This window comes from Acinetobacter sp. WC-141, from assembly GCF_000313935.1.
GTDB lineage: Bacteria > Pseudomonadota > Gammaproteobacteria > Pseudomonadales > Moraxellaceae > Acinetobacter.
Map to the genome: position 1 here is coordinate 39,569 of NZ_AMSS01000072.1, position 19,729 is coordinate 59,297.

17 protein-coding genes are annotated in these 19,729 nt (G+C 40.5%); 7 read left to right on the forward strand and 10 right to left on the reverse strand.

Annotated elements, in window-relative coordinates:
* Positions 1 to 99: 99 nt before the first annotated feature.
* From blhA to ACINWC141_RS14345, 3 genes are read right to left on the reverse strand one after another with little or no spacing between them, the layout of a single operon-like run.
* Positions 100 to 738, reverse strand: a complete 639-nt coding sequence (blhA, locus tag ACINWC141_RS14335; RefSeq protein ID WP_009392355.1) for a cell division protein BlhA — start codon at positions 736 to 738, stop codon at positions 100 to 102.
* Positions 739 to 775: 37 nt separating this feature from the next.
* Complete coding sequence (locus ACINWC141_RS14340; protein WP_009392261.1) at positions 776 to 1,183, reverse strand: DNA polymerase III subunit chi; 408 nt, start codon at positions 1,181 to 1,183, stop codon at positions 776 to 778.
* Positions 1,176 to 2,624: a leucyl aminopeptidase gene (locus ACINWC141_RS14345; protein WP_034678733.1), complete on the reverse strand. Its 1,449-nt coding sequence runs from the start codon at positions 2,622 to 2,624 to the stop codon at positions 1,176 to 1,178. The genes ACINWC141_RS14340 and ACINWC141_RS14345 overlap by 8 nt, the downstream gene beginning before the upstream one ends.
* Positions 2,625 to 2,767: 143 nt before the next feature.
* Between ACINWC141_RS14345 and lptF the strand changes: the two genes are divergently transcribed.
* The 4 genes from lptF (at position 2,768) to ACINWC141_RS14365 (ending at position 7,812) form a co-directional block, all read left to right on the forward strand.
* The gene (gene lptF, locus ACINWC141_RS14350; protein WP_009392370.1) at positions 2,768 to 3,868 is read left to right on the forward strand and encodes an LPS export ABC transporter permease LptF; all 1,101 of its coding nucleotides are present in this window, start codon (positions 2,768 to 2,770) and stop codon (positions 3,866 to 3,868) included.
* Positions 3,868 to 4,938 (forward strand): LPS export ABC transporter permease LptG, encoded by a 1,071-nt coding sequence (gene lptG, locus ACINWC141_RS14355; RefSeq protein ID WP_009392309.1) that lies wholly within the window; start codon positions 3,868 to 3,870, stop codon positions 4,936 to 4,938. Before lptF ends, lptG begins: the two co-directional genes overlap by 1 nt.
* A 126-nt stretch (positions 4,939 to 5,064) precedes the next feature.
* Positions 5,065 to 6,612: a 2,3-bisphosphoglycerate-independent phosphoglycerate mutase gene (gene gpmI / locus ACINWC141_RS14360; RefSeq protein ID WP_009392233.1), complete on the forward strand. Its 1,548-nt coding sequence runs from the start codon at positions 5,065 to 5,067 to the stop codon at positions 6,610 to 6,612.
* A gap of 15 nt (positions 6,613 to 6,627) precedes the next feature.
* Entirely contained in the window at positions 6,628 to 7,812 is a 1,185-nt protein-coding gene (locus ACINWC141_RS14365) for a S41 family peptidase (protein WP_009392338.1), read from the forward strand.
* 3 nt (positions 7,813 to 7,815) lie between these two features.
* Here ACINWC141_RS14365 and ACINWC141_RS14370 read toward each other — a convergent pair whose 3' ends face one another.
* From ACINWC141_RS14370 to gacA, 3 genes are read right to left on the reverse strand one after another with little or no spacing between them, the layout of a single operon-like run.
* Entirely contained in the window at positions 7,816 to 9,234 is a 1,419-nt protein-coding gene (locus ACINWC141_RS14370; RefSeq protein ID WP_009392301.1) for a sigma-54-dependent transcriptional regulator, read from the reverse strand.
* Positions 9,235 to 9,257: 23 nt separating this feature from the next.
* The gene (locus ACINWC141_RS14375) at positions 9,258 to 10,826 is read right to left on the reverse strand and encodes a sensor histidine kinase (protein WP_034678735.1); all 1,569 of its coding nucleotides are present in this window, start codon (positions 10,824 to 10,826) and stop codon (positions 9,258 to 9,260) included.
* 10 nt (positions 10,827 to 10,836) lie between these two features.
* Positions 10,837 to 11,472, reverse strand: a complete 636-nt coding sequence (gacA, locus tag ACINWC141_RS14380) for a response regulator transcription factor GacA (protein ID WP_003654436.1) — start codon at positions 11,470 to 11,472, stop codon at positions 10,837 to 10,839.
* A 212-nt stretch (positions 11,473 to 11,684) separates the two neighbouring features.
* On the opposite strand from gacA, the gene pbpG reads away from it, so the two are divergent.
* Positions 11,685 to 12,731 carry a D-alanyl-D-alanine endopeptidase PBP7/8 gene (pbpG, locus tag ACINWC141_RS14385; RefSeq protein WP_155757901.1) on the forward strand — a complete coding sequence of 349 codons (1,047 nt, stop codon included), beginning with the start codon at positions 11,685 to 11,687 and terminating at the stop codon, positions 12,729 to 12,731.
* Between the two features lie 108 nt (positions 12,732 to 12,839).
* Here pbpG and thrC read toward each other — a convergent pair whose 3' ends face one another.
* The 4 genes from thrC to xerD all read right to left on the reverse strand — a co-directional run bounded on the left by thrC (position 12,840) and on the right by xerD (position 17,458).
* Positions 12,840 to 13,979, reverse strand: a complete 1,140-nt coding sequence (thrC, locus tag ACINWC141_RS14390; protein ID WP_009392265.1) for a threonine synthase — start codon at positions 13,977 to 13,979, stop codon at positions 12,840 to 12,842.
* 54 nt (positions 13,980 to 14,033) lie between these two features.
* Positions 14,034 to 15,335: a homoserine dehydrogenase gene (locus ACINWC141_RS14395; RefSeq protein WP_009392339.1), complete on the reverse strand. Its 1,302-nt coding sequence runs from the start codon at positions 15,333 to 15,335 to the stop codon at positions 14,034 to 14,036.
* A gap of 243 nt (positions 15,336 to 15,578) precedes the next feature.
* On the reverse strand, positions 15,579 to 16,391 hold the full coding sequence (locus tag ACINWC141_RS14400; protein ID WP_009392336.1) for a DsbC family protein: 813 nt from the start codon (positions 16,389 to 16,391) through the stop codon (positions 15,579 to 15,581).
* A 146-nt stretch (positions 16,392 to 16,537) separates the two neighbouring features.
* A complete protein-coding gene (gene xerD / locus ACINWC141_RS14405) occupies positions 16,538 to 17,458 on the reverse strand; it encodes a site-specific tyrosine recombinase XerD (RefSeq protein ID WP_009392373.1) in 921 nt (306 codons plus the stop codon).
* Between the two features lie 143 nt (positions 17,459 to 17,601).
* On the opposite strand from xerD, the gene ACINWC141_RS14410 reads away from it, so the two are divergent.
* The gene (locus ACINWC141_RS14410; protein ID WP_009392243.1) at positions 17,602 to 17,865 is read left to right on the forward strand and encodes a FeoA family protein; all 264 of its coding nucleotides are present in this window, start codon (positions 17,602 to 17,604) and stop codon (positions 17,863 to 17,865) included.
* Positions 17,862 to 19,715 (forward strand): ferrous iron transporter B, encoded by a 1,854-nt coding sequence (gene feoB, locus ACINWC141_RS14415; RefSeq protein ID WP_009392372.1) that lies wholly within the window; start codon positions 17,862 to 17,864, stop codon positions 19,713 to 19,715. Before ACINWC141_RS14410 ends, feoB begins: the two co-directional genes overlap by 4 nt.
* Positions 19,716 to 19,729 lie beyond the last annotated feature (14 nt).

Below are 19,729 nucleotides of genomic sequence, written 5' to 3' on the forward strand. Positions count from 1 at the left end.
CTTTTCATTCTTATAATCAATTGATCTACAAGAATTTTGTGCATGACTATTTTGTGACAATTAAATGTCATTTTGATGACAAGAAAAATATTTAAAGATTTACTTTTCTATTTTTTCATCAGAAAACTTAGAATTCTTTAAAATGTATTCAATTTCTTCTTGAGCTGCCGAATTTAGCTTCGCTCGGAAAGCCGTTACAGACTGTTCAATTAAGCTCTCAGCTTCAAGCTCTAAACGAATACGTAAACTTTCAAGCTCAGATAAGATTTGATCATCGGTAATACTAAGTTTTACGCCAGCAGAGTAATTGACTGCTGGTGTTTCAGGATTTTTCTGATAACGCGCAGTTTGCTCTGCAACTTCCTGTTCTAAATGAGTACGTAAAATTTGTAATGTTTCAGTCTGTTCATTAAATTTACGAATTTCGTCTGCTTGCAACTCCGCAGCATAGGCCGCTTCTGATGCACGTTTGTCCGCAAGTGCTTTTTCTAAAGCAAGTTGACGACGAATACGTGCTTGCTCGATAAGTTCTGCTTTAAGATCTGCGTAGGCTTGTTCAATTTTTTGCTGTGATTCTATTTGCGCTTTTTCATCATTTAAAACCCAAAGCTGAATAGGCGTTTGAGGCTCTAGTAAGTCACAAATACGTGCCAGATCCTGTTGATAGGTATGACGGACAGCTTCAGGCGCATTTAACCATCTTTTTTTAAAATCTTGCCCGACATTTAATGCCACCATGGTTCTCCTTAATCAACAGTATTTACATTTTAGCGCGTTATAATTTAAAGGTCCGCGGTTCTATACCCAAACGGCGATACATTTTAAATTTTTCTCGACCAATTTGCTTGGCTGTTTCATTATTTTCAACAATTTCTATAATGTGGCTAAAATGATCAACTTGTTCAAGTGCATGATTGTTAAAATTAAATACTAACAAGCCTTGTTCAAGCGGTTGTTTAGCCGAAATACATACAGCAGCATCAGTCTGGTCAACGCCATGTGCAATGAAACTGACTGGGTCAAAATCCCATAATCTTTCATCAAGAATCTGTTGTAGCTGCACATCTGGGCAATACCACCAGATTTTAGGATGCTTCTGTAATATTTTTCGACATAAACGGCAAGCACTATCGACTTGCCGTTCTTCACTGGTTTCAAACAGATAAAAACTAACTTTAGCCATTCGTATTTACACGATTTGCTAAAAATTGCATGAGGAGGGGTACTGGACGACCAGTAGCGCCTTTAGCTGGACCAGATAACCATGCTGTCCCTGCTACATCTAAATGAGCCCAACGATATTCACGTGTAAAGCGCTCAAGGAAACATGCTGCCGTAATCGCGCCGCCATATGGTCCACCGATGTTTGCAATATCAGCAAATGGTGAATCAAGTAACTCTTGATAATCATCAATCACCGGCATACGCCATACACGGTCAAAAGATTGTTCACCCGCTTGTTGGAGCTCGGCTGCCAAAGCATCATCTGGTGAGAACAATCCACTGAGTACTTTGCCTAAAGCGACGACACATGCACCTGTTAAGGTCGCAATATCAACCACTACAGCTGGATTAAAACGCTTGATATAGGTCAATGTGTCACACAGTACCAAACGGCCTTCAGCATCTGTATTTAAAATTTCAACAGTTTGACCGCTCATGGTAGTCACAATGTCACCCGGACGAGTTGCTTTACCAGAAGGCATATTTTCTGCTGCTGCAATTGCACCAACCACATGAATAGGAAGGCGTGCTTCGCATAGTGCACGAATGGTGCCCAGTACAGAGGCGGCACCGCACATATCGAATTTCATTTCATCCATGCCTAGGCCTGGTTTTAAAGAAATACCGCCTGTATCAAAAGTTACGCCCTTACCAACAAGAACAACTGGAGCTTGCTCAAGCTGTGCTTGATATTCGAGAGTAACAATACGACCCGGACGCTCAGACCCTTTACTGACTGCAAGAAAAGCATACATGCCTAGATCAGCCATTTGCTGCTCATTTAAAACAGTGACTTTAAGTAAGTCTGGGAATTCAGCGGCTAAAGCTAGGGCCTGTTCTGCCAAATATTCTGGGAAACAAATATTCCCCGGACGGTTGCCAAGATCGCGTGCATAAGACTGACCAGATTGTACAGCATGTACTAAAGCCAGTTGTTGTTCATCTAGACTCGTAGTTGAACTAATTAAATCAACCTGTTGTAACACAAATTCATTTTTTTTCGATTTAAACTCATCATAACCATAAGCTGCTTGAGTTAAGCTTAAAGCGAATAAATAATGGTATTCGACAGGTAACGCAGCAATATCAATTGCGATATGCTTAAATTTATTTTGTGTCGATTTGATAATCGTTTGAGCAAGTTTAGCGAGCTTAACTGCCTGAAGTTCGGCTGTTTTTCCTAAGCCAAGTAATTGGCTGTGAGGCTGATTTGAAATCTGACCAAATAGTGGCAGAGTTTCATTGAAGTTGCCTTTAAACTGGGTAGCGCTAAGAATGCTTTCTAGGTTATTGATTTGATATGTGTTGATGTTGCTTTGTAGCTGTTCTGAATCAACTAACACCCACAAAGATTCATTAGATGTCTGTTCGGGAAAAGTTGTATAAGTTGTAAATTTCATGGCTGCCGTGATTGCCTATAGAAAGTTATGATGAATTAAAACATTGAAACACTTTCAAGCATAGCGTTGCAATGTGCGGTTTTATATTTTTAACATTCGGGTAAACTAGCATTCGTCCCGATTAGCCTTTTGGAAGTATTACTTTGATTATTCGGCGTTATCTCGTCAAGCAAGTTGTCTCTACCTCATTGGTGGTCATTTCCTTATTGACCTTAATCATGATGGGTGGTCGTCTGATCAAATACTTTGGTGTGGCGGCGCAGGGGCGTTTAGATGCCAGTATCTTGTTTAGCATCATTGGATATCGTTTACCTGAATTTCTAACACTCATTTTACCATTGGGCTTTTTTATTGGTTTAATGTTGGTGTTTGGTCGCTTATATGTTGACCATGAAATGGCTGTCTTAAATGGTAGCGGTGTGAGTCGTCATCAATTAGCACGCTTACTCATTCCAATGACACTTGTTTATATGGTTTGTCAGTCTGTGCTTATGCTTTGGATGACGCCGTGGGGGTTGCGTGAGTTTGAAAAATTAACCACCACTCAAGCGGTTCGAACCGGTTTCGATTTGGTTCGCCCAAGAGAATTTATTTCTTCTGGACCCTATACGATTTATGCAGGTTCGCTATCTGAAGATCGAAAAAATCTAAAAGATATTTTCTTTTATCAACGCGCTGCTAAAGAAGATAAACCAGATGTCATGATCTTGGCGAAAGAAGCGACTCGTGTAGAAGTTGCAAATGACACAGCCAATGTAGTTGATCTGGTGCAAGGCCGCCGTTATGAAATATTCCCGGGACAACCAAAATATACACAAGCAGAATTTCAGTCTTATCGTCTGCGTTTAGAAAATGATAAGGATGTTAAGTTTGAAAGTGGTGATGTAGAAGCATTATCAACGACGAAACTGTTCTCAAAAACGAATGATCCAGTGGTTAGAAGTGAGTTGGGATGGCGTTTATTTGGACCATTCACTATTATTATTGCTTTAATGCTTTCTGTAGCATTGTCTGAAGTGAGCCCAAGACAAGGTCGTTATTACCGTCTTATTCCGGCGATTTTTATTTTTTCCAGTCTGATCGTATTAATGATTGCAATCAAGACTCGTATTAGTAAAGAAGAACTCGATATTTGGGCTTATCCTGCCGTGTTAGTAGTTTATGGCGTTGCAGCCGCCTTATTTTCACGTAAACAGAAGTTGGCACCAAAAATCAAGAAACAGATCAAGCGAGTGAAATTATAATGTTAGCACGTCGAATAGTCGCCAAATATGTGACGAAAACCACTGCGCTTGCGATGTTTGGCACCACAGTTGTTTTGTCGATTTTACAGGTCTTATTTACATATCTTGGCGAGTTGGGTGAGCTCAAACCAGACTATAACGCATGGCAGGCTCTTATCTATGTGTTATGGGGAGCGCCTCGTTATCTATATGAAATTTTACCTATTTCTGCCTTGATTGGTGCGGTCATTGGTTTAGGGTCACTCGCGACCAGTAGTGAACTTATTGTCATGCGCTCTGTTGGCATTAGTTTATGGCGTATCGTCGGTTGGGTGATGCGTTCAGCTTTACTGCTTATTATTTTGTCTTTTGCTTTAAGTGAATGGGTTATTCCATATACCAATGAAAAAGCACAAAGTATCAAAAGTCACCGCTCTGTCGCTGCTTTAGGTGAAGTGAAAGGCTATTGGTCACGTGAAGGGCAGCGATTTATCTATATTGACTATGCTAACTCTCAGGGCAATTTAAAAGACATTCAAGTGGTCGATTTTGACCAGAACTATTACTTGCAATCATTAATTAATGCTCAACAAGGGCAGTTTGTAAAAGATGGTCAATGGGCTTTGAAGAAAGCAGAACAAATGGATATTTTGGCGGCAGGAAATGCCATCGAAACTAACCATGACGAACAATCGCTTTCTTTAGCATTACAGCCTAAATATGTGCACATGGTGACGTTAGATCCTGAAGATTTATCGCCAAGCCAGCTGATTAGTTTCATGCGCTATATGGATGAATATAGTCAGGTTCCAAAGACCTATCAATTGGCTTTCTGGCAAAAAATTGCCTCGCCATTTTCGTTGATCGCTCTGGTTCTCGTGGCGTGTTCATTTATTTTTGGGCCCTTACGCCAACAATCGATGGGTTTCCGATTGGTAATCGCATTATTTATTGGTTTGAGTTTCTATTATTTGCAGGATTTCTTGGGCTATGCCAGCTTGGTTTATTCTCCTTCTCCAGCATGGTTTGTGCTTGTACCTATCTTGTTAATGTTTGGTGCCGGAAGTTATTTGCTTTACCGCGCTCGCTAGTAATAATTGATATGTATGGTTTTCATCAATCGCGGATATTGGTGAAAGCCATAGGAAAAAATAGAGTCTTGACCGAAAATTCGGTAAGATATTGTGACGAAATTGTAGACAAAAGAGAAATAGATTATGACGGATGCAACTGCTGGCAAGATCCCTCACGTTCTGGTCATTATGGATGGTGTTGGACACCGTGAAGCGATTGAAGATAATGCTTTTCTTGCAGCAAAAACACCAAATTTGGCGGCAATGAAAGCCAAGCATCCAAATAGTCTAATTTCTGGTTCAGGTGAAGATGTAGGTTTACCTGATGGACAAATGGGTAACTCTGAAGTTGGCCATATGAACCTTGGTGCTGGCCGTGTGTTGTATCAAGACTTTACCCGTATTACCAAAGATATCCGCACTGGCGACTTTTTTAAACATGAAGTGTTGATTGACGCTGTTGAAAAGGCCAAAGCTGCTGGTGGTGCTGTCCATATTATGGGATTACTCTCAGAAGGTGGCGTCCATTCACATGAAGACCATATTGTGGCGATGTGTGAGCTTGCATTAAAACGTGGTGCAAAAGTTTATTTACATGCTTTCCTTGATGGCCGTGATACGCCTCCACGTAGCGCTCAGCCGTCTTTAGAAAAATTAGATGCATTATTTGCTCAATATCCTGGTCAAGGCCGTATCGCGACTATGATTGGCCGCTACTTTGCAATGGATCGCGACAACCGTTGGGATCGTGTTGAGCAAGCTTATCGCTTGTTAACTGAAGGCGAGGCACTTCGTACTGCGCAAACAGCAGTGGAAGGATTAGAGTTAGCTTATGCAGCTAATGAAAATGATGAGTTTGTAAAAGCGACTCGTATTGGTGATGTTGCTAAAGTACAAGACGGTGATAGCGTTGTATTTATGAATTTCCGTGCTGACCGAGCTCGTGAAATTACTCGCGCATTTGTAGAAAAAGACTTTGCAGGTTTTGAGCGTAAAGTTGTACCGAACCTTTCTAAATTTGTCATGCTCACCCGTTATCAAGCGAGTATTGATGCGCCAGTTGCTTACATGCCAGAAGCATTAAAGAATTCATTGGGTGAATATTTATCTTCTCTTGGCAAGACTCAGTTACGTATTGCCGAAACTGAAAAATATGCTCATGTAACCTTCTTCTTTAGTGGTGGACGAGAAGATGAATATCCGGGTGAGAAGCGTATTTTAATTCCATCTCCTAACGTTGCGACATACGATCTTAAGCCTGAAATGAGTGCTTATGAAGTAACTGATGAACTGGTTAAAGCCATTAATTCTGGTGAATACGATTTATTGGTTGTGAACTATGCCAATGGTGATATGGTAGGTCATACAGGGATTTTTGATGCTGCAGTTAAAGCAGTTGAAGCGGTTGATACTTGTTTAGGTCGTGTCTATGAAGCAGTTATGGCAAAGAAAGGCCATATGTTGATTACTGCTGACCACGGTAACGTTGAACAAATGCAAGACTACGAAAGCGGTCAAGTTCACACGCAACATACAACGGAACTAGTACCGTTCATCTATGTTGGCCCAACACAAGCAACAATTGCAGAAGGTGGCGTGCTTGCCGATGTAGCACCGACAATTCTCAATTTAATGCAGATTCCTGTTCCTGCTGAAATGCAAGGGCGTAACCTGATTACATTATCTGCATAAAATAAAGGTGATTGGATGCTGCAACACATTAAATATAAAAAACTTATTGTAAGTATGTTGCTGTGTTGCAGCCAATTTTCTTTTGCGGCGCCAGTTGTAAAAGAGAAATTGTCACCTTTGCATTCGGATCCGGAAGAGCCGGAACATAGTTATGCAGAGGTGCCGATCGAGTCGATTCAACAGTTTGTGCAAATCTATGGAATCGTTCGAGATAACTATGTCGACGTGAAGTCTGATGATGCCTTATTTCAACAAGCCATTAAAGGTTTAGTGAGTGGGTTAGATCGTTATTCGCGTTACTTGTCGGCAGAAGAATATCGTCAACTCATCCAATATACCGAAGGTGACCTTGCGTCAGTTGATTTTGCATTAAGCCCAGAAGTCCATGTTCATAAATGGATGATTCGTGATCTTAAAACTGGCTCAGACTCATACAAGTTAGGTTTGAGAAATGGTCAGACGATTCTCAAGATTGATAATCAAGACTTAAAAAATTTAAACCAAGATCAAGTGCTCGGGCTGCTTTATGGTTCTATCGGAAGTACGCTTCAGGTACAAGCAGAAGAGTTAAATGGAAACATTAACTTAGTTCGTAATAAAAAAATAGAAACCGATATAGAACCTGTAATGCTACATAATCAGGTGCTCGTATTAAAAATTAGAGTATTCCAGCAAGACACCGCAAATGAAATTAAACGATTAATTGAAGAAAATAGTTCACCACGTTTAAAAGCCGTTTTAATTGATTTGCGCAATAATCCGGGTGGATTGTTGTCGGCAGCAGTCGAGTCAGCAGATTTATTTTTAAATAATGGGATTATTGTCTCAACTAAAAGCCGTTCGGAAGGTAATCAGCAATTTCAGGCTTTGCCTGGCAATGAATTTCAGAATATAAAATTAGGTATATTAATTAATCATCGTTCTGCATCGGCAGCCGAAGTTTTTACTGCGGCCATGAAAGAACACCAGCGTGCGTGGGTCATGGGTGAAAAAAGTTATGGAAAAGGAGTCGTGCAGAAACTATTTCCTTTGCCAAGTGGTGCGGCATTACAAATGACAGTCTCACACTATTACACGCCAAATGGCAATATGATTGAAGGGCAAGGTATTCAGCCTAATCAAGCCTATCCTTTGCCCCCAGAAATGAAAGAAGACGTATATTTAGATCGCGTTGCAGACCTATTTCTAAAGAGAAAGTAGTTTTTATACTTCTTCTCCCAATTCGGTATCTAAGCCAAACTTTTTTAGTCGATAGCGTAAAGAACGAAAGGTCATTCCTAGCTTTTTAGCTGCTAAGGTCCGATTCCAATGTGTCATATCCAATGCGTTCAGCAGAATATCTTTTTCAATATTTTCTAAGTAGCGTTCTAAGCCTTCTATGGGTAATTTTGGTCGAGCCTGAGCAATTGCAGTTGATGTGTCATTTACTGGTTTAGTGGTGACTTGAGGATTAATACTACTGCCTCTGAGAGGAGGTGCTAGGTGTGTTAAATCAATGCATTCATCATCACTTAAGGTAATAGCTCGTTCAATCATATTTCTTAATTCACGAACATTACCCGGAAAGTCTTGCTGCAATAAGTAAGTTTCAGCGCTAGCCGTTAATTGTTTGCTTGGAATTTCCCATTCCGTACAAACCTTTTGAATAAAATGATTGGCTAAGAGCAAAATATCTTCACCACGTTCACGCAGTGGCGGTAACATGATATCCATAACATGGATACGGAAAAATAAATCCTGCCGGAATTTACCTTGTCGAACTAATAAATCTAAATCTTGGTGGCTGGCGCTAATCACCCGAAAATCAACATCGATTTCCTGGTCTGAACCTACTGGACGAATTTTTTTCTCTTGCACTGCCCGAAGCAATTTAACCTGCATACTTAACGGCAATTCGGCAATTTCATCTAAAAATAAACTGCCGCCATGAGCAGATAAAATAAGACCTTGTTTGTCTTGGGTCGCTCCAGTAAAACTACCTTTTTTATGCCCGAAAAGTTCACTTTCCATGAGCTCGGTTGGAATCGCTCCACAGTTAATCGCAATAAATGGCCCTTCACTACGGTTACTTAAGCGGTGAACAAGATGAGCAACAACTTCTTTACCTGTGCCAGATTCGCCTGTAACAAACACAGGAGCTTGGGAGCGGGCTATTTTTTTAATAGCAATACGTAAGTTTTGTATGGGTGGAGAACGTCCGATTAATAGATCATCCTCTAACGTGGTTTCACCGAACTCATGCTCTGGTTTTGGCTGGTTAAGCGCTTTTTTTAACAGCTGATCTAAATGAATTTGGTTAACCGGTTTACTTACAAAATCAAAAGCTCCCGCCTTTAACGCTGCAATTGCAATATCCATATTGCCGTATGCAGTTAAAACTGCAATAGGGGTGTGAGAATAAGTTTGAGAAACATGTTTAACTAATTCTAAACCGCTACCATCGGGCAGGTTTAAATCGGTTAAACATGCATCGTAATGAAACTGAGTGAAGAGTTGTTTGGCCTGTTCAACCCGATAAGCAAGATGTGTTTTAATCCCCATTCGTGCAAGAGTCATTTGCATTAAAAGGCACAAATCTTCTTCATCGTCTACAAGCAAAACGAGTGGTTGCTGTTCTGCCATTTCCCCAAAAACCTAATAAAAAATCAATATATTATTGAGCATTCCATTCGGAAACATGCCCCTTGTTTTTGCTCTACATAAGTGAGCTTTGCATGGTTTGCCTCACAAAAACTATGAGACAAATATAATCCTAAACCAGTTCCATTAATTTCGGTACTAAAAAATGGTTTAAATAATTGAGATATATCACGTTTTGCAACACCTTCACCGTAATCGATCACATCAATATAGATTTTATTTGTGTGTGAATGAATATTGATCAAAATATGGGGTGAATCGGGTGCATTGTGTCGTAAAGCATTCCTGACCAAGTTAATCAGCACCTGTCTGAGTTGTTTCTCGTCAAATAATAATTTTAAGGATGAATCAGAAATTTTAAGCTGGATAGAATGTTTAACATCTAATAGATCTTCGTCTAATAGTGTCTTTGTGAAGTCGTTTAATTCAATCTGGATCGGGTGAGTTCTTTCGCTGCTGGCAAGTCCTAATGTATCTTGAACAATACTATCAATGCGTTTTGTTTGCTTACCAATCATATGGCGTAAAGTATTTTGCTGATCTAAATCACTATCTTTAAGTAATTCATTTGCCTGAACAATGGCTGCTAGAGGGTTACGAATTTCATGTGCAATACTGGCTGATAGTTGCCCTAAGGCAGCAAGTTTGAGTTGTTGAGCTTGCTGATTAATTTGCTGTGCATCTTGTAGGATAAGTAGCGTCAATGCTTGTTGCGGCACTAAAAGATGTTGCACTTTAATATTAATAGAGTAGGCCGAAAGCCGAGACTCAAAAATAAATCGGTCACCTTCTTTTAAGTTATCAAACTTAAGAATTTCAAATAAGTCAGCATGCCATTTCGCTAGAGGATATTTTTCACTGGCAAATTGTGGAGGAATGCCTAACAGAGAGCAGGCAGCGGGATTACTTAAAACAATGTCGTAGTTTTCATCTAGAACCAAGTAGCCTTCTTCAATCTGTTCCAAAATATAGCGGTTAATATTTTGTAGTTGATAGAGTTCTATGGATTGGTGGAAAGTCAGTGCTTCAAGTAGTTTAAAGCGCTGTACCGCAATTTGCCCAATGCCATGCACCACAAAAAATAAGAAGGCTAATAAGGCACTATTACCAATCGTATTTAGATTGTTGTAGTCAAATAAACTATCGACAAAACGTTGGTAAATAACGGCAATGACAGCAAGTAATGTAATGAGCAAAGACATTCTTGCGCTGAGTAAAATTGCCGAGGTAAATATTGCAATAACATACAGCAAGCTGAGTTGTAGATTTGGTTCGCCTACAGAAAATGTAAGTAAACTCAGGCAGATAACATCAACTACAAAAAATAAAATAAGCTGCTTTGTTGTCTGGGTTGCAACAAACTTAAAACACAAAAGCTGAAGAAGGCTTAATATGGAATAGCTAAGCAGAGTGTAAGAATATAAAGCGGGTTGTTGTAGACTATTGTCGATTTGAGCATCGGTTAAAACCAAAATAATATTGAGGCTAACCGCAATAATAAGACGATATAAACCATACCACGTGCCCAAACGAAAAATCGTATGGGACAACGATGAGTTTAAGGGAAATTGCATATAAGTTTGATTATGGCTTGATCAGACCATAACGGATCGCAAGATGAGTGAGTTTAACGTCGCTATCGATAGCGAGTTTTTCAAAAATACGGTAGCGGTAAGTATTAACCGTTTTTACACTTACAAAAAGTTTGTCCGCAATTTCCTGAGCGCTAATACAATTTACAACCATCATTGCAACTTGCATTTCTCGTTCGGATAAAGCGTCAAAAGGCGATTGTTGCGTGTCAGATAGATAAGAACTCGCCAACTGCTCAGCAATATCAGCACTGAAGTATTTGCCACCTTGCATGACTTTGTTGATTGCCCGAACCATTTCGGTAATTGGAGCACCTTTAGTGATATAGCCTTTAGCTCCTGCTTTAAGCAGAAGAGAAGGGTACGGTTCTTCTGATAAACCACTTACAGCAATAACTTTTGTGTCTGGTGCGGTTTGTAGTAAACGACGTGTCGTTTCTACGCCCCCGATGCCTGGCATGTTGACATCAAGCAACACAACTTGAGGATGTTTCTGACGAACAATAGCAATTGCTTCTTCACCCGATTCGGCTTGTCCAATGACCTCTACATCGGCATGATCTTCTAACATACGGCAAATGCCTGTACGTACAAGTTCATGGTCATCCACAACTAAAACTGTAATCAAGAAGACCTCCTTTCTTTCAAAAAACAAGTTTTTTGTTACATAAAGCAAAATTAGCTTGCAATGGAATGACAAAATTAGCAATCCTATTCTTATATAGTGAGCGAATAGTTGTGCACAATTGTGTCGGTAAAAGCGTTATACCTTATACCTCAAATGTAAGGCATAATTATAGTAAGCGCAAATGTGTATCACCCTGAGTCGAGTATTGTGCCGTGAAAAATTCTAAAAAGTCTTTAATACATGTGCTAAGCATGTCTATTTTGCTTAGTTTGAGTTCAACAAGCTTTGCAGAACTCGTCAATAACCCGTCCTCAGGGAATAGTGGTACTGCAAGCTTAAATTGGACTGCAGCTGACGCTAGCCAATTTTTGAATGAGGAAGATGATGAACCAACTCCACAAGGTTCAACATCTGTAACCACAACATTGCGTGGTGGTAACGCACCGAAAGTTATCGCATCTGCTCCTAAACTTGCGCCAATTCGTGATACGACTGGTTACAATGCTCAGCCGAGTGTAAGTGCTCGAGCTGCGTTAGTGATGGATGCGCAAACTGGTGAGGTGCTGTTTAGTAAAAATACGAACGCTTCTGTACCAATTGCATCTATTACCAAGTTAATGACAGCAGTGGTAACGGCAGATGCTCGTTTAAACATGTCAGAAGAAATTACGCTTGAGCAAATTGATTTTGCGGGAGCAAACGGTAAAAATTCAAGTTCAACACTCCGTGTTGGTGACAAGATGAACCGTGCAGAAGTGTTATTGTTTGCTTTAATGAAGTCGGAAAATCCGGCAGCAGCGGCTTTAGCACGTACATATCCGGGCGGTCGTCCTGCATTTGTAGCAGCAATGAACTCTAAAGCACGTGCTTTAGGTATGAACGCAACTCATTATTATGAGTCAACAGGATTAGATCCACGTAATGTATCTTCTGCGCGTGACTTGGGGATTTTGGCAAGTACAGCTTCTCAATATGGCTTGATTCGTCAATTTTCAACAACACCAACTTATGATTTCAACTTGGGTTATCGCGTGTTGAAATCTAACAATACCAATGCTCTAGTGCGTAATGGTGGTTGGAATATTAACCTGTCTAAAACAGGTTATATCAATGAAGCAGGCCGTTGTGTTGTGATGCATACAACAGTAAATTCGCGTCCAGCAGTGATTGTATTGCTTGGTGAGCCAAGTACGCAGGCACGTAATAATGATGCGACTAACCTATTGGGTTGGTTAAGCAATTTACCAAAACGTATTTAATTTAAATATTCTAAAAGCGCTTCTATCAAGAAGCGTTTTTTTATGCCTATTAAAAAGGTCATAAAAAAACGGCTGTATTGAACAGCCGTTTTTATGAAAACTCAGATTTTACATATTAGATAAAATCGAATCTTTTACTTGGTTCATTGTTGCATCAATTGACAACATGACTGCATCAGCACATTGTTTGATTGCAGTATCTGGGTCTTTTAAGCCATTACCAGTTACTGTACATACAATGACAGAACCTTCAGCAATCTTACCTGCTTTAATATCGCGAATCGCACCACCAATAGAAGCAGCAGATGCTGGCTCAACAAATACACCTTCATACATAGAAAGTAAGCGTTGAGCTTCTAAAATTTCGCTGTCTTGAAGTTCATCGAACCAGCCCTTAGAGTCGCGTACGACTGCTTTTGCATGGTTCCAGCTTTGTGGATTACCAATACGGATTGCAGTTGCAACTGTTTCTGGGTTTTCAACTGGAGCACCACGTAAGAATGGAGCTGCGCCAGAAGCCTGATAACCTACCATTGTTGGTAAACCTTCAGGTTTTGGACCAGTGAATTGATCAGTAGCTGCATCATAAATCACTTGTTCAAACTGATCAGCAGGTTGATTTGCTACCGCTTCGGTATAACCCATCCAGTGAGCAGTGATGTTACCTGCGTTACCTACAGGTAAGCAGTGATAATCAGGTGCACGGCCTAAAGCTTCAACGATTTCATAAGCAATAGTTTTTTGACCTTGCAAACGGTAAGGGTTGATTGAGTTTACAATCGTTACAGGCGCTTGATCAGCGACTTCTTTTACAAGACGCATACCATCATCGAAGTTACCACGGATTTGCATAGTGATTGCACCATACATCATCGCTTGTGCCATTTTACCCATCGCAATTTTGCCTTCTGGAATCAAAACAAATGCTTTGATACCTGCGCGTGCAGCATAAGCAGCAGCAGCAGCAGAAGTGTTACCAGTAGATGCACAGATAATCGCTTTAGAGCCTTCTTCAACCGCTTTGGTTACAGCCATGGTCATACCACGGTCTTTAAATGAACCAGTTGGGTTTAAACCCTCATATTTCACATAAATTTCAACATCTTTGCCAATAATACGTGGAATATTCTCAAGTTTAATGAGTGGGGTGTTGCCTTCACCCAAAGAGATAGCACGAGTAGTTGCCGAAACTGGCAAACGGTCACGATAACGATCTACAAGACCAGTATAACGATTGGCATTAGACATGATGGTGTTCCAATTAGAGGTGAAGCGGGAGAGGGAATCTTTCCCTCAACCTGATTAACTATCGAGCGATTCTAAACGAATTCTTACGATTTCGCCACGAATTGCAGGTAATGCTTGGATTTGTGCAAGAGCATCATCCATTTTAGATTCAACGATTGGATCGGTCAGAATCACGATTGGAATGAGATCTTTTAAACGAGATTGTTGCATGATCGCATCAATACTAATTCCAGCGCGGCTTAAGATGGTAGTGACATCTGCAAGTACGCCAGTTTGATCTTCGGCATTTAAGCGGATGTAATAACCTGTGGTCATTTCTTCACGGCTTAAAATTGGCACATTTGTTAATGCTTCAAAAGCTAACTGAGGAATTGTTCCTGCGCCATCTTCGGTATAAGAGATGTCACGAACAATATCAATTACATCGGCAACAACAGCAGAAGCAGTTGGACCAGCACCAGCACCAGCACCATAATAAAGTGTAGGACCTACGGCGTTCGCTTGAACTAAAACAGCATTTTTAACGCCATTTACATTCGCAATAAGCTGTTCATCTGGAATGAGGGTTGGGTGAACACGTAGTTCAATACCCTTTTCAGCGCGGCGCGCAATTCCTAGGTGTTTAATGCGGAAACCGAGCTCTTCGGCATATTTCACATCTTGTGCGGTAATTTTGCTAATACCTTCGGTATAGACCTTATCAAATTGAAGAGGAATACCAAACGCACAAGACGCTAAAATTGTAAGTTTGTGCGCAGCATCAATACCTTCAACGTCAAAAGTTGGATCTGCTTCTGCATAACCAAGCTCTTGAGCTTCTTTTAATACATCATCAAATGCACGGCCTTTCTCACGCATTTCGGTCAGAATAAAGTTGCCTGTACCATTAATAATGCCTGCTAACCATTCGATATGGTTTGCAGCAAGACCTTCGCGGATGACTTTAATAATTGGAATGCCGCCAGCAACTGCTGCTTCATAGGCAATTTGTACAGCATTATCTTCAGCTGCTTTAAATAGTTCATTGCCATGTTCAGCGAGTAAAGCTTTATTTGCAGTCACGACTTGTTTGCCGTGTTTGATCGCTTCCATGATAACTTCGTAAGCAGGGTGTATACCACCCATCACTTCAACAACCATATCAACGTCTGGTTGACGAACGATATCAAGTAAATCTGCGCTTTGTTTAATCCCTTCTAGCTCGAGATCTGGACGAGGGCGACGTGTTCCAACGTGGGTAATTTGAATTTCTCGACCGGTGCGACGTTTAATTTCAGCGGCATTTTCTTGTAGTAGTTTAAGGGCTCCTCCACCTACGGTTCCTAGACCGAGTATTGCCAGGCGAACTGGTTTCACGTCACACTCCATTCATCATTTAATCATTTAGTTGAAGCTAGATCATAGCTAAAAAAAACGCCAGACTCTAGCGCTTTTAGTGCCTGTTCAATGAATTAGAGTGCGATGTTTAGAAAAGAAGAGTAGATCAGTCTTTAAACACAGGTAGGTAAAGCATTATTGATTGAAAAAACAAAGCGCTGCAATCAGAGCAGCGCTTTTTGTAAGACATTGATGATTAATCATTCATCAACTTTAAGTGGATTATTTATCCAGACGTTTAATTAATTCATCTGGTGTTAGATATCCACCCAAGTACTCACCATCAACACTATAAATAGCAGGTGTACCATTTACACCCATGTTTAAGCCAAGTTGATATTGCGCTCGAACTGGGTTTTTACACTGGGCAGGAGGGATGTTGATGCCTTGTACTGCTTGATTAAAGGCAGCTTTACGATCTGCGCTACACCATACAGCTTCCATGGTCGGCATAAATTGTTCACCGCGTGGCCAAGCGATATAGCGTACCTCAATACCCTTTTCATTAATTTCGGGTATGTGCTCATGTAGTTTATGGCAATAAGGACAACTTGCATCGGTAAATACATAGATGACGTGTTTCGCCTTACCTTTTGCAGGGTAAACAATGAGATCTTCATTTTTTAAAGCGGCAAGATGCTTTTTATTTTCTGATGCTTGAAGATTATCTCCAATATTATGAAGTTCTTTATCACCTAATCGGATTACATCACCTTGAATAAGGTATTTACCATCGCTGGTTGTATAAATTGACGTCATCCCTTCAAGATTTACCCAATATAGATTAGGAACCTCGGTTGGCTTGATATCTAAAATTTTGGCGTTGATATTTGCATTCTTAAATTGTTTTTGCAAAGTTTCAATTAAACGCTGTTTAGCATTGCGTTCAATAATGGTTGAAGCTTCCCCTGTAGCAGGTGCGGTCGCAGTGAGCGCATCTTCTTTTTGTGGTTTGTTTTCTTTAGAACAAGCACTGAATAACAGGCTAGAAGCCAACGCACAGGCAAGAAAAAGTTGAGATCGGGTAAAAGACATAGATAACCCTTATTTCATCAGTATTTATAGTCAGAAGCTGCTAAGCATAACAAAAAATCTAGTGTGTATTGTTAAAACTTTCTTAACCTTTGTGAACGAAATCAAATGATTGTTAGGCTTATTTCAAATAATAAGTTTTAAATTTTTTAACCTCTAGGGTGATGTTTTTCATGCAATTGTTGCATTCTTACTTGTGCCACATGTGTGTAAATTTGAGTTGTAGATAAATCGCTATGACCCAATAACATTTGTACTACACGTAAGTCCGCGCCGTGATTGAGCAGGTGCGTCGCAAAGGCATGACGTAACGTGTGAGGTGAAAGTTCAGCTTGAATATTGGCTTGTAGTGCATAGCGTTTAATGGCATACCAAAAGTTCTGACGACTCATAATCCCGCCATGTTGGGTTAAAAAAAGATAGTCAGTCGAGCTTTTATAGAGTTGAGGCCGAGCATTACTCAAATAGCGTTCTACCCACTCACAAGCAAATTGTCCTAATGGGACCAAACGCTCTTTATTGCCTTTACCTGTAACACGTAAATAGCCTTGTTTTAAATTAATGAGTTCGAGCCGTAAGTTAAGTAGTTCTGAAACACGTAAGCCGCATGCATACAGCACTTCGAACATTGCTCTGTCACGTAAACCAAGTGCTGTATTGATATCTGGTGCTTGAATCAGTGCTTCGACATCTTCTTCAGATAGATCTTTGGGTAATGCTCGTCCAATTTTAGGAGAGTGGTGGGTTGCTACAGGATTATCGCTTCGTAATTTCTGTTCACGTAAAAATTTGTAAAACTGACGTAGAGCAGATAAGCAGCGGGCAATCGAACGCGGGCTTTTTCCGACTTTGGTCAACTCAATCAGAACATCCGCAATATCATCACTTGTCCACTCTGGAAGGGCTGTTTTTTTATGAAGTTCGCCGCATTGAATAAGGTCGGATAAATAAGCATTTCGTGTATGTGGACTTACTGTCTGGGCAACGAGATAGTCGCGAAAACCTTGTAAAAAGCTTAAATGTTCAGGAATTTGAACAGGGCTTGGAATACGCGGTTTCTTATTTAACATACACTACATCCTCTAAACCTCTGTACTGTAAAAGAAACTTTAAGGTTTGTCGATTAAACTGAATAAGAAGTGAAATTTAACCTTATTTGGTAATTATTCTCATTTATATGTATACTAGAAAAAAAGGTTTAGGATCGGATGCGGTGCGTTTATCAGCTTTAAAAGTGAAGCAAGCGGCGACCATCACCAATGTGAATCGGATATCGGTAGAGTCCGAGCAGCAAGATTTGGTCGCAATTCGTTTGGAAAGTCTGGGCTTTGTACCGGGCACACGAGTGGAAGTGATTACCAAGGGTGTTTTTGGTGGTGATCCGATCTTGATCCAAATAGGCTTTACTCGTTTCGCTTTACGTAAAGCAGAAGCGGAAAAAATCGAAATTCAAGTAGACGAAGGAGTACCCGCATGAGTGATGCGTTACGTATTGCCCTTGTGGGAAACCCGAACTGTGGTAAAACCTCTCTTTTTAACCATTTAACTGGAACTCGACAAAAAGTTGCAAACTATGCGGGCGTAACTGTTGAGCGTAAAGTAGGTCATTTTCAGTTACCTTCAGGTCGAGCAGTGCGTGTACTCGATTTACCGGGCACATATAGTCTAAATGCAACTAGTCCTGATGAAGTTATTACCCGTGACGTGTGTTTGGGTAAGATTGCAGAAGAAGGGCAGCAAGATGCCTTTTTATGTGTGGTTGATGCCACTAACTTAAAATTGCATTTAGGATTGGTGCTCGAAATGATCGGGCTAGGCCGTCCGATTTTACTTGTACTGAATATGATGGATGAAGCGCGTCGTCGTGGCATCCAAATTAATACTCAAAAGTTATCTCAACGTTTGGGTGTGCCAGTTGTTGAAACAGTTGCTGTTCGCAATGCGGGTATTGAAAATTTATTACATGCCCTTGATCAAGAAAAATACAGTGTGCCACAAACCGAATTGAGTGGTTTAACTGGGACTCATCATCAAAAAATCGATATGATTTTTAAAGATGTTGTTCATTATGTTGAGCAAAACGATAAGCGTACTGATTTTCTAGATCGAATTTTCTTACATCCAGTTTTAGGTCTACTTAGCCTTGCCCTCATGATGTTTATTGTGTTCCAGGCAGTTTTTGCTTGGGCGGCTCCATTCATGGATGGCATTGAAGGTTTCTTCGGTTGGCTTGGTGAAGTAATAGGAAGTGTGATTACACAGCCACTCCTGCATAGTCTGGTTGTTGACGGCATTATCGCGGGTGCGGGTGGCGTAGTGGTGTTCTTGCCACAAATTTTAATCTTGTTCTTCTTCATTTTAGTACTCGAAGAATCGGGTTATTTACCGCGTGCAGCATTCTTGCTTGATAAGTTAATGTTTCAAGCTGGGTTAAGTGGGCGAGCTTTTATTCCTTTACTTTCAAGCTTTGCCTGTGCAGTACCGGGAATTATGGCGACGCGTAGTATTAGTGACCCTCGTGATCGTTTTACGACCATTATGGTTGCACCATTAATGACTTGTTCGGCACGTTTGCCAGTATATGCCTTGCTGATTGCTGCATTTATTCCAGAGAAAATGGTCTGGGGTATTTTCAACCTACAAGGTCTGGTGCTATTCGGTCTGTATATGGCTGGTATTGTGAGTGCGCTTTGTGTTTCATTTTTAATGAAATTCTTCCAAAAAGATAAATCTCAACATGCCTTGTTACTAGAGCTGCCGAGTTATCGTTTCCCTGATTTAAAAAGTGTGGGCATTGGCTTGCTGGACCGTGCAAAAATCTTCTTGAAACGTGTCGGTGGGATCATCTTTGCACTTTCTATTTTGCTGTGGTTTTTGTGTACTTTCCCACAACCACCGGAAGGGGCGACTTTACCTGCTATAGATTATAGTTTTGCCGGTATGCTCGGACACCTTATTCAACCTTTATTTGCTCCAATTGGTTTTAACTGGCAAATCTGTATTGCTTTGATTCCAGCAATGGCGGCACGTGAAGTTGTGGTTGCAGCATTAGGTACAGTTTATGCCTTGTCTGCAACGAGTGATGATGCGGTAGCTCAAGGTTTGTCACATCTAATTAGTGCAGATGGCACAGGTTGGTCTTTGGCAACAGGATTGTCGCTTTTAGTGTGGTTCATTTACGCTCCACATTGTTTGGCTACGTTGGCAACAGTACGACGTGAAACAGGTTCATGGAAACATGTTGCTGCCATGACTGCATATCTGTTCGGTTTGGCTTATTTGGCATCGTTTGTTACCTATCAAATTGCTTCCCACTATTGGGGTTAAGGCAAGAAAGGAGG

What these genes read in the sequence shown, in the direction of transcription:
- ACINWC141_RS14340 (WP_009392261.1), bottom strand. Translation starts at nt 1,183, where the DNA reads ATGGCTAAAGTTAGTTTTTATCTGTTTGAAACCAGTGAAGAACGGCAA.
- ACINWC141_RS14345 (WP_034678733.1), bottom strand. Translation starts at nt 2,624, where the DNA reads ATGAAATTTACAACTTATACAACTTTTCCCGAACAGACATCTAATGAA.
- ACINWC141_RS14370 (WP_009392301.1), bottom strand. Translation starts at nt 9,234, where the DNA reads ATGGCAGAACAGCAACCACTCGTTTTGCTTGTAGACGATGAAGAAGAT.
- ACINWC141_RS14400 (WP_009392336.1), bottom strand. Translation starts at nt 16,391, where the DNA reads ATGTCTTTTACCCGATCTCAACTTTTTCTTGCCTGTGCGTTGGCTTCT.
- ACINWC141_RS14375 (WP_034678735.1), bottom strand. Translation starts at nt 10,826, where the DNA reads ATGCAATTTCCCTTAAACTCATCGTTGTCCCATACGATTTTTCGTTTG.
- ACINWC141_RS14365 (WP_009392338.1), top strand. Translation starts at nt 6,628, where the DNA reads ATGCTGCAACACATTAAATATAAAAAACTTATTGTAAGTATGTTGCTG.
- lptG (WP_009392309.1), top strand. Translation starts at nt 3,868, where the DNA reads ATGTTAGCACGTCGAATAGTCGCCAAATATGTGACGAAAACCACTGCG.
- xerD (WP_009392373.1), bottom strand. Translation starts at nt 17,458, where the DNA reads ATGTTAAATAAGAAACCGCGTATTCCAAGCCCTGTTCAAATTCCTGAA.
- gpmI (WP_009392233.1), top strand. Translation starts at nt 5,065, where the DNA reads ATGACGGATGCAACTGCTGGCAAGATCCCTCACGTTCTGGTCATTATG.
- thrC (WP_009392265.1), bottom strand. Translation starts at nt 13,979, where the DNA reads ATGTCTAATGCCAATCGTTATACTGGTCTTGTAGATCGTTATCGTGAC.
- feoB (WP_009392372.1), top strand. Translation starts at nt 17,862, where the DNA reads ATGAGTGATGCGTTACGTATTGCCCTTGTGGGAAACCCGAACTGTGGT.
- blhA (WP_009392355.1), bottom strand. Translation starts at nt 738, where the DNA reads ATGGTGGCATTAAATGTCGGGCAAGATTTTAAAAAAAGATGGTTAAAT.